We start from the raw sequence: 542 nt of genomic DNA on the forward strand, positions 1-542 counted from the left end.
ATGAGCCGGATGCGGGAGTGATCTTTCCGCAGATTTCTATGCAGGATATGACTCATAAGGACATGAGGAACTGTCTGTACATCAACAGGAAAGGCAGGTGCCAACACTATGTTCATTGTTGGGATCGACATTGCCAAACGGAGTCACGAAGCCGTCATCATCGCTGAGGATGGCCAGGTTGTCCGCAAGGCATTCAGCTTCCGGAATAACTGTACCGGCTACAATCTGTTACTGGAACAGGTACGGAGACTGACCCTTGTAAAGAGCCAGATCGTATTCGCCATGGAATCCACCGTCCACTATTGGCTGGCACTCTACGCCAGACTTTTGAAAGACGGATACGCAGTCATGGTTCTGAATCCTATCCAATCCCATTCCCTGCGGGAGCTTTACATCCGCAAGGCCAAAACCGACGCCAGAGACTCACTCATCATTGCGGACCTTGTCCGCTTTGGCCGCTGCAAAGCCAGCAACGTGCCTCAGGACAAAATCCTGGCTCTGCGAGAGCTGTGCCGCAGCCGCGCCTATCTGGTAGACATGGC

The 542-nt window shown here is 52.8% G+C and carries 1 protein-coding gene; it reads left to right on the forward strand.

Annotated elements, in window-relative coordinates; genetic code table 11:
* Window positions 1-108 precede the first annotated feature (108 nt).
* Window positions 109-542, forward strand: a 434-nt coding sequence (locus H8Z83_RS20560) for an IS110 family transposase (RefSeq protein ID WP_187016511.1), incomplete at its 3' end; no start/stop codon positions are given.

Source organism: Dysosmobacter segnis, from assembly GCF_014297285.1.
Lineage (GTDB): Bacteria > Bacillota > Clostridia > Oscillospirales > Oscillospiraceae > Oscillibacter > Oscillibacter segnis.